Origin of the sequence: Metabacillus niabensis, assembly GCF_902829255.1 — a bacterium.
GTDB lineage: Bacteria > Bacillota > Bacilli > Bacillales > Bacillaceae > Metabacillus > Metabacillus niabensis.
The window spans coordinates 1-8,117 of sequence record NZ_CADEPK010000461.1 but is presented as its reverse complement, the minus strand read 5'-3'; the positions used below and the strand labels follow the sequence as shown (position 1 = coordinate 8,117).

8 protein-coding genes are annotated in these 8,117 nt (G+C 35.0%); all 8 read left to right on the top strand.

The genetic code is table 11. The features are described from left to right. The first annotated feature begins 86 nt into the window (after window positions 1-86). The gene (polA, locus tag HU235_RS24835; RefSeq protein WP_174881930.1) at window positions 87-2,723 is read left to right on the top strand and encodes a DNA polymerase I; all 2,637 of its coding nucleotides are present in this window, start codon (window positions 87-89) and stop codon (window positions 2,721-2,723) included. 39 nt (window positions 2,724-2,762) lie between these two features. Continuing rightward, window positions 2,763-3,587 carry a DNA-formamidopyrimidine glycosylase gene (gene mutM, locus HU235_RS24830; protein WP_174881929.1) on the top strand — a complete coding sequence of 275 codons (825 nt, stop codon included), beginning with the start codon at window positions 2,763-2,765 and terminating at the stop codon, window positions 3,585-3,587. Window positions 3,588-3,747: 160 nt separating this feature from the next. Next, the gene (gene ytaF / locus HU235_RS24825; RefSeq protein ID WP_174881928.1) at window positions 3,748-4,386 is read left to right on the top strand and encodes a sporulation membrane protein YtaF; all 639 of its coding nucleotides are present in this window, start codon (window positions 3,748-3,750) and stop codon (window positions 4,384-4,386) included. Window positions 4,387-4,403: 17 nt separating this feature from the next. Next, on the top strand, window positions 4,404-5,015 hold the full coding sequence (gene coaE / locus HU235_RS24820; RefSeq protein WP_174881927.1) for a dephospho-CoA kinase: 612 nt from the start codon (window positions 4,404-4,406) through the stop codon (window positions 5,013-5,015). A 273-nt stretch (window positions 5,016-5,288) separates the two neighbouring features. After that, window positions 5,289-5,669, top strand: a complete 381-nt coding sequence (gene speD, locus HU235_RS24815) for an adenosylmethionine decarboxylase (protein ID WP_095300639.1) — start codon at window positions 5,289-5,291, stop codon at window positions 5,667-5,669. 138 nt (window positions 5,670-5,807) lie between these two features. Beyond that, on the top strand, window positions 5,808-6,203 hold the full coding sequence (locus tag HU235_RS24810) for a cytosolic protein (RefSeq protein WP_095300637.1): 396 nt from the start codon (window positions 5,808-5,810) through the stop codon (window positions 6,201-6,203). Between the two features lie 247 nt (window positions 6,204-6,450). Continuing rightward, on the top strand, window positions 6,451-6,909 hold the full coding sequence (nrdR, locus tag HU235_RS24805; RefSeq protein ID WP_095300636.1) for a transcriptional regulator NrdR: 459 nt from the start codon (window positions 6,451-6,453) through the stop codon (window positions 6,907-6,909). A 92-nt stretch (window positions 6,910-7,001) separates the two neighbouring features. Next, window positions 7,002-8,117 (top strand): replication initiation and membrane attachment family protein (locus HU235_RS24800; protein ID WP_174881926.1); only part of this gene is annotated, 1,116 nt, incomplete at its 3' end.

Below are 8,117 nucleotides of genomic sequence, written 5' to 3'. Positions count from 1 at the left end.
TGTTATGATAGCATATTCGTTTAAAGTGAATTGGCAAATGCCACGACTTGTTGGTATATGAAATAGAAATCAGGGAGGAAGAAAATTTGACAAAAAAAATAGTACTAATTGACGGGAATAGTATTGCATATCGCGCATTTTTTGCTTTGCCGTTATTAAATAATGATAAAGGTGTACATACAAATGCTATCTATGGCTTTACGATGATTTTAATGAAAATTCTTGAAGAGGAAAAGCCATCACATATGCTAGTTGCATTCGATGCAGGGAAAACAACGTTTCGTCATGAAACCTTTCAGGAATATAAAGGCGGGCGCCAAAAAACACCACCTGAGTTATCTGAACAGTTTCCATTTATCCGAGAGTTGTTAGATGCATATCAAATTTCAAGATATGAGCTTGAAAATTATGAGGCGGATGATATCATCGGTACGCTTTCAAAAAAGGCTGAGAAGGAAGGATTTGAAGTAAAGGTCATCTCTGGTGATAAAGATTTGACCCAGCTAGTTACAAAACATATTACAGTTGATATTACTAGAAAAGGGATTACAGATGTTGATTCCTATACGCCTGATTTTATTCAAGAAAAGTATGGGCTGTCACCTGAACAAATTATAGATATGAAGGGACTTATGGGAGATACATCAGATAATATCCCAGGAGTACCTGGAGTTGGAGAAAAAACAGCGATTAAGCTATTAAAGGAATTTGAGACATTAGAAAATGTATTGGATTCTATTGATAAAGTTAGTGGAAATAAGCTGAAAGAAAGATTGCAAGAAAATCGTGAACAAGCATTGATGAGTAAAAAGCTTGCAACAATCGATTGTCAGGCACCGATTGATATTACGGTTGATGATGTTATGTTTGAAGGTTTTGATGTTAAAAAGGTTACGGCAATTTTTAAGGAATTAGGATTTAACACATTACTTGAAAAGCTTGGTGATGAGGCTACCGAAGAGGAAATAAGTGTTGAAGATATCGGATATGAAATCATCGTGGAAGAAAATTTATTGATTAAAGCATTAACTAATGAAGTAGCACTCTATGTTGAGGTATTAGAAGAGAGCTATCATCAAGCAGATATTCATGGCATCGCTATTCACAATGAGAACGGAAATTATTTTATTCCTGTAGAGATCGCTTTAACATCTCAAGCTTTCAAAGAATGGGTAGTAGACGATTCAAAGCAAAAAATCGTCTATGATGGAAAGAAAACAGCTGTAGCTCTCCATTGGAAAGGAATTGAGCTAAAAGGTGTGACATTTGATGTGTTAATTGCTGCATATTTGTTAAATCCTTCAGAAAACTTTGATGATGTTGCAAGTGTAGCAAGAAAAAATGGATTAACCATTGTACAGTCAGATGAAGTAGTCTATGGAAAAGGTGCTAAGAGGGCAATTCCTGATAAGGAAAAGCTTAGTGATCATCTCGTACGGAAGGGACAAGCAATCTATGATTTAAAAGAAAAGCTTGTCAATCAATTAGAGGAAAACGATCAATCCTCACTTTTCTATGATTTAGAAATGCCACTTTCCGTTATCCTTGCTGAAATGGAGTCAACTGGAGTAAAGGTTGATATCGAACGCTTAAAGGAAATGGGGAAAGATTTAACAGAACAATTAAATGCATTGGAAGAAAAAATTCACGAGTTGGCTGGAGGAGAATTTAATATAAATTCACCTAAACAATTAGGTGTTATCCTCTTTGAAAAATTAAATTTACCTGTTATTAAAAAAACGAAGACAGGATATTCAACATCTGCTGACGTCCTAGAAAAACTTGAAGACCAGCATGAAATTGTAAGAGAAATTTTACATTATCGCCAACTAGGTAAGCTGCAATCAACTTACATTGAAGGGCTATTAAAGGTTGTCCACAAGGATACACATCGTGTTCATACTCGTTTTAACCAAGTATTAACGACAACTGGCCGACTAAGCTCAACAGACCCAAATCTCCAAAATATTCCAATTAGACTTGAAGAAGGGAAAAAAATCCGTCAGGCCTTCGTTCCTTCTAAAAAGGATTGGGTGATTTTTGCGGCAGATTATTCACAGATTGAATTACGTGTGTTAGCTCATATTGCAAACGATCAAAATTTAATAGATGCATTTCAGCATGATTTAGATATTCATACGAAAACAGCGATGGATGTTTTCCATGTAAATGAGGATGAAGTAACTTCAAACATGAGAAGGCAAGCAAAGGCTGTAAACTTTGGAATTGTATATGGGATTAGTGATTATGGTCTTTCACAAAGTCTTGGAATTACACGAAAAGAAGCTGGTGAATTTATTAAACGATATTTAGAGTCATTTGTCGGGGTACAGCAATACATGGAAGATATTGTTGTTGATGCTCGTGAAAAGGGCTATGTAAAAACATTGCTACACCGCAGACGATATATTCCTGAAATTACTAGCCGTAATTTTAATTTGCGTAGTTTTGCTGAAAGAACAGCAATGAATACACCAATTCAAGGTAGTGCTGCAGATATTATCAAAAAGGCAATGATTGACATGGCAGAGAGATTAAAGAAGGAAAATACTCAAACAAAATTATTATTACAGGTTCATGATGAACTTATTTTTGAGGCGCCAAAAGAAGAAATTCCGTTGCTAGAGAAAATTGTTCCAGAAGTTATGGAAAATGCAGTAGAGCTTAAAGTACCGTTAAAGGTTGATTATTCTTACGGCGATTCATGGTATGATGCTAAATGATTTATAAGCTCTAACTAAGGACGTAAAGGAAGTGACATTATGCCAGAATTACCAGAGGTTGAAACGGTACGTCGTACTCTTTTACAGCTTGTAAAAGATAAAACAATAAAGCAGGTTAGGGTACTTTACCCTAAAATAATTAAAAAGCCTTTTGAGATTGAACAATTTAAGGATGCATTACAAGGGCAAACCATTTATGATGTGAGTCGCAGAGGCAAGTTTATAAAATTTATATTAGATGACTATGTTCTAGTCTCACATTTACGAATGGAAGGTCGTTATGGGTTGTTTCAGCCTGAAGAGGAGATTGATAAGCATACTCATGTAATCTTTGAATTCCTTGATGGAAGTGAATTACGATATAAAGATGTTAGGAAGTTTGGAACGATGCATTTGTTTAAAAAGGGAGAGGAGGAAGCTGAGTTGCCATTATCTCAGCTTGGTCCTGAACCTTTTTCAAAACAATTTACTTCATCCTATTTAAAAGAAAGGTTGAAGAAAACATCAAGAAAAATAAAATCAGCTTTGTTAGATCAGACTATAGTAGTTGGTCTCGGAAATATTTATGTTGACGAAGCATTATTTCGCGCAGGGATTCATCCTGAACGGATTGCGAATCAATTAACGGAAAAGGAATATAAAGCCCTCCACAAGGAAATCATTGCAACACTAAATGAAGCGGTAGAAAAAGGCGGGAGTACGATCCGTTCTTATGTTAATACCCAAGGTGAAATAGGAATGTTTCAACTCCAATTATTAGTTTACGGAAGAACAGATGAGCCTTGTAAAACGTGTGGCACACCATTAACGAAAACAGTTGTTGGTGGAAGAGGGACTCATTTTTGTCGAAAATGTCAAAAATAATGGTAGTAAAAATAGTTGGCTAATAGCCAGCTATTTTTTTGTGTTTTCAAATTTACCATGCTGGACCTTTTTTCTTTCAACCTCCTTCTTTTTTTATTAACACTATCTAGGCGGCTATCATACACTATGTTAGCTTTTAGAAGGAAGGGGCTAGGCATAAATGTTTCAAATATCTTCACTTTTATTATTAGCGTTCGCAGTAAGCTTAGATAGTTTTTCGGTTGGTTTTACCTATGGAATGCGAAAAATGAAGATCCCGTTGAAATCAATTTTCGTTATTGCATGCTGTTCAGCCGGAACGATGTTAATTGCAATGGTAATTGGAGACTTACTAACGAGGATTTTCCCGGTATTTGTAACTGAAAGGCTTGGTGGGGTTATTTTAGTATTAATCGGTGCTTGGGTTTTATATCAGTTTTTTAGACCAGAAAAGGAAAATTTTGAAGAACAAGAATCGGAAACAACGTTAATTATGTTTGAAATAAAAACACTTGGCATTGTGATTAATATCTTAAAAAAACCAATGTCTGCAGATTTTGATAAGTCTGGAACGATAACAGGAGTAGAAGCATTATTACTTGGTCTCGCCTTATCGTTAGATGCTTTTGGCGCAGGAATTGGCGCAGCTTTATTAGGTTACTCTCCCATTATTATGAGTCTTCTAGTTGCATGTATGAGTTCCCTATTCGTTTCATTTGGAATAAAATCTGGCTATTTATTAACGAGGTTTTCTTGGGTAGATAAATTTACTTGCTTGCCAGGGATTATTCTTATTATGATAGGAATATGGAAATTATAGTTGATGGAGGGCATAGTGTGACAATTGTTATAGGTCTAACAGGTGGAATTGCAAGTGGGAAAAGTACTGTTTCAAATATGATACGAAAACAAGGGCTTCGTGTAGTAGATGCTGATATTATTGCTAGAGAGGTTGTTGAAATTGGGCAGCCTGCATATAAGAAAATTATTGAAACATTTGATGGAATTCTCGATGAAGATAAATCAATAAATCGTCAAAAGCTAGGCTCAATTATTTTTGCAGATGAGAAGAAGCGACAACAGCTTAATTCAATTGTTCACCCTGCAGTTAGAGAGGAAATGCTGAAGCAAGTTGAATCTGAGAAACAAAAGAATGCATTAGCTGTTGTATTGGATATTCCACTATTGTTTGAAAGTAAGCTCACTCATATCGTTGATAAAACAATTCTTGTATATGTTGATGAGCATATTCAGTTAGAACGATTAATGGGACGAAATGGTTATACAGAACATGAAGCTAGAATGAGAATCGAATCACAAATGCCTTTAAAGGAAAAGTTGAAACTTGCAGACTATGTAATTAATAATAATGGAACTTTGGAAGAAACAGAAAGACAATTACGAAACATATTGGATACAATCATTTGGAATTTATCGAATAATGATTAGAAAATAAGGATAAATTTAATAGTTATTTCCGTGTAATTCATGTAATAGATGCTCCATTTATTACCCCTTAGACTTTTGGAGCACTTTCTCTAAAAGTGTTGCAAAACATATACAAACAAAGTATACTATTTTTCGTGAACTTCTTACAAAAGCCAAGGTGTAAGGCTACTTAAAGGGTTAGGACCTCTTAGGACTAACTTTCCCCCGTGGTAGTTGACTATATGCCATTAGCGAAGAATTCATGTAAGAATAGTAAAAGGGGGATCCATGAATATGGAAACAATGGGTAGACACGTTATCTCAGAATTATGGGGTTGCGATTTTGATAAGTTAAATGACATGGATTATATTGAAAAAACGTTTGTAAATGCAGCGTTAAAATCAGGTGCTGAAATAAGAGAGGTAGCATTCCATAAGTTTGCTCCACAAGGAGTAAGCGGTGTTGTTATAATTTCTGAATCTCATTTGACAATCCATAGTTTTCCTGAACATGGGTATGCAAGCATTGATGTGTATACTTGCGGTGATTTAGATCCTAATATTGCAGCAGATCATATTGCGGAATCGTTAGGAGCACAAACACGTGAAAACATTGAAATCCCAAGAGGAATGGGACCTGTAGAAATAAAACAAGCACAAGCAAAAGCTTTGTAATCATAAAAGAAAATTTCCGAGGTGCAGATTATTTAATCAGCACCTCTTTTTATTATGATGATTTTTCAGTATGATAGAGTTAGGGTAAAATTGTAGATACAATAAAATATATTTTATTGGGAAGGGGAAGCTATACATATGAGTTTCATGAATAAATTAAAGGACTTTTTTAGTACCCATCAAGAAACACGTGAAAAACATTATAACCCAAATTTACAAAGTCATTATTATAAACTTACATATAAAAAAGCGGTACAATCAGTAAAGGAATTGATTGAACAAACACCTGGAATGACAATTACATCTATTTCTGAGGAGCGCGGTGAAATGAGCGTAAATATCACTTCACCTCGGAAGGCTTTTTTAGTTGTTACAATTGTTTCCGTACGCCCACTAGAAACAGCTGTAGACTTTACTGTTACGACAAATACGTTTTTGCCAACCGATTTTGGTTATAGTAGAAAGGTTATTTTAGGGCTTTATAACAAACTTGATAAAAAAGAAAATTTTATTGGGACAAATCGAAGTAATTAATCTAAGTCTATTTTCTAAAATATTGCTGTTTTTTAAACATTGTTAAGGTTGATTTGAGCATAAGTGTAAAGTCTCCTGGGGAAACGTGGGATAGTCGGGTGACTGAGCAGTTATTTAGAACGAGGAGGCTCACCACCACCCTAAAAATCAAACCAAAGCGATTATTAATAAAAAGCAACAAAGTTAACGCAGACAACATCATTAAAAAAATCACGTTTGATTTGACATTTTTTATGGAGGTGATAAGATGAGATGTCCTTCATGTCAGCATAATGGTACAAGGGTACTAGACTCGAGACCTGTTGACGATAGTAGAGCTATAAGACGTCGGAGAGAGTGTGAAGAATGTTTATATCGTTTTACTACATTTGAAAAAGTGGAAGAAATTCCTTTAATCGTTGTTAAAAAGGATGGAGCACGTGAAGAGTTTAGTCGTGAGAAGATATTAAGAGGATTAATTAAAGCTTGCGAAAAACGGCCTGTACCACTTCAAAAATTAGAAGATATTGTTCATGAAATTGAGAAGGAATTAAGAAATCAAGGTGTTTCTGAAGTAAATAGTGAATTAGTTGGGGAAATGGTCATGGACAGGCTTGCTCGATTAGATGAGGTCGCATATGTTCGTTTTGCTTCTGTTTATCGTCAATTTAAAGATATAAATGTGTTTATAGAAGAACTGTCAGATTTAATTAAAAAGGTAAGATAGGATAATATGATAGTATAGAGAGCTATTGAAGAATTCTTCAAGCTCTTTTTTCAATGATATAAAATGAATTAACTTAAGGAAGGTTGAAGGGGATGGAACAGCAACATTGGAAAGAGTTACTTGCAATTGATCGGTACATTGTAAAAAGTAGTTCTGTCCTTCAAGAATTAGATCGGAAAATAATAACCTTATTGTACCAGCCGTTAATTGGTACAAAGGGCTTTAGCCTCTATATGACATTGTGGGGGGAGCTAGAGCAAAACCGGTTATGGGGAGAGGAATCGACTCATCATAGCTTGATGACACTTATGCAAAGCAATTTGCGCGATATTTATCATGAACGTTTAAAGCTTGAAGGGCTAGGTTTATTGAAGACATTTGTCAAGGAAACGGACGAATCGAAAAAATACATTTATGAACTGCAGGCGCCATTAACACCTGATGAATTTTTTCAAGACGGTGTTCTAAATATTTATTTATATAATCGAGTAGGTAAAAATAAATTTTATCAGCTAAAGCGTTTCTTTTCTGAAAAGAAAATCGATGAAGAGATGAAGGAAATAACCCGTTCATTTAATGAAATATTTGATTCGGGACAATCAGCAAATATGATTGCAAAAGTAAATCATGAAACGTTAGAGGATATATCATTAGCAGCAGAACGTGAATATATCCAAACGACAAAACGCGCATCATTGGAAATAGCTGATCAAGTATTTGATTTTGAGTTATTCCTTTCTGGTTTAGCTGATGCGATAATCCCAGCTCGTGCCATTACACCAACTGTCAAAGAGGTTATCAAAAAATTGTCCTACTTATATGGAATCAATGCAGTTGATATGAAAAATGTCGTTATGAATAGTATTACTCAAGATGATAGCATTGATATCGAAATATTGAGGAAGTCAGCACGAGATTGGTACCAGTTTAGACATGGTGACAAATTACCTGGACTATTAGAAAAGACACAGCCTATGTCATTACGTACTGTAACAGACGAAAGATCGACAAAACGGACGCAAGAGGAAGAGCTCGCTTATCAATTAGAAACAATCTCACCAAGGCAGTTTTTAACAGATATTGCTGGTGGCGTACCACCAAGCAGCGGAGATTTAAAAATAATTGAAGATGTCCTCTTCCAGCAAAAATTAGAGCCAGGGGTAGTAAACGTCTTAATTTACTATGTAATGCTAAAAACAGATATGAAA

Coding starts and splice junctions, on each gene's coding strand:
- nrdR (WP_095300636.1), top strand. CDS start 6,451: ATGAGATGTCCTTCATGTCAGCATAATGGTACAAGGGTACTAGACTCG.
- mutM (WP_174881929.1), top strand. CDS start 2,763: ATGCCAGAATTACCAGAGGTTGAAACGGTACGTCGTACTCTTTTACAG.
- HU235_RS24810 (WP_095300637.1), top strand. CDS start 5,808: ATGAGTTTCATGAATAAATTAAAGGACTTTTTTAGTACCCATCAAGAA.
- ytaF (WP_174881928.1), top strand. CDS start 3,748: ATGTTTCAAATATCTTCACTTTTATTATTAGCGTTCGCAGTAAGCTTA.
- speD (WP_095300639.1), top strand. CDS start 5,289: ATGGAAACAATGGGTAGACACGTTATCTCAGAATTATGGGGTTGCGAT.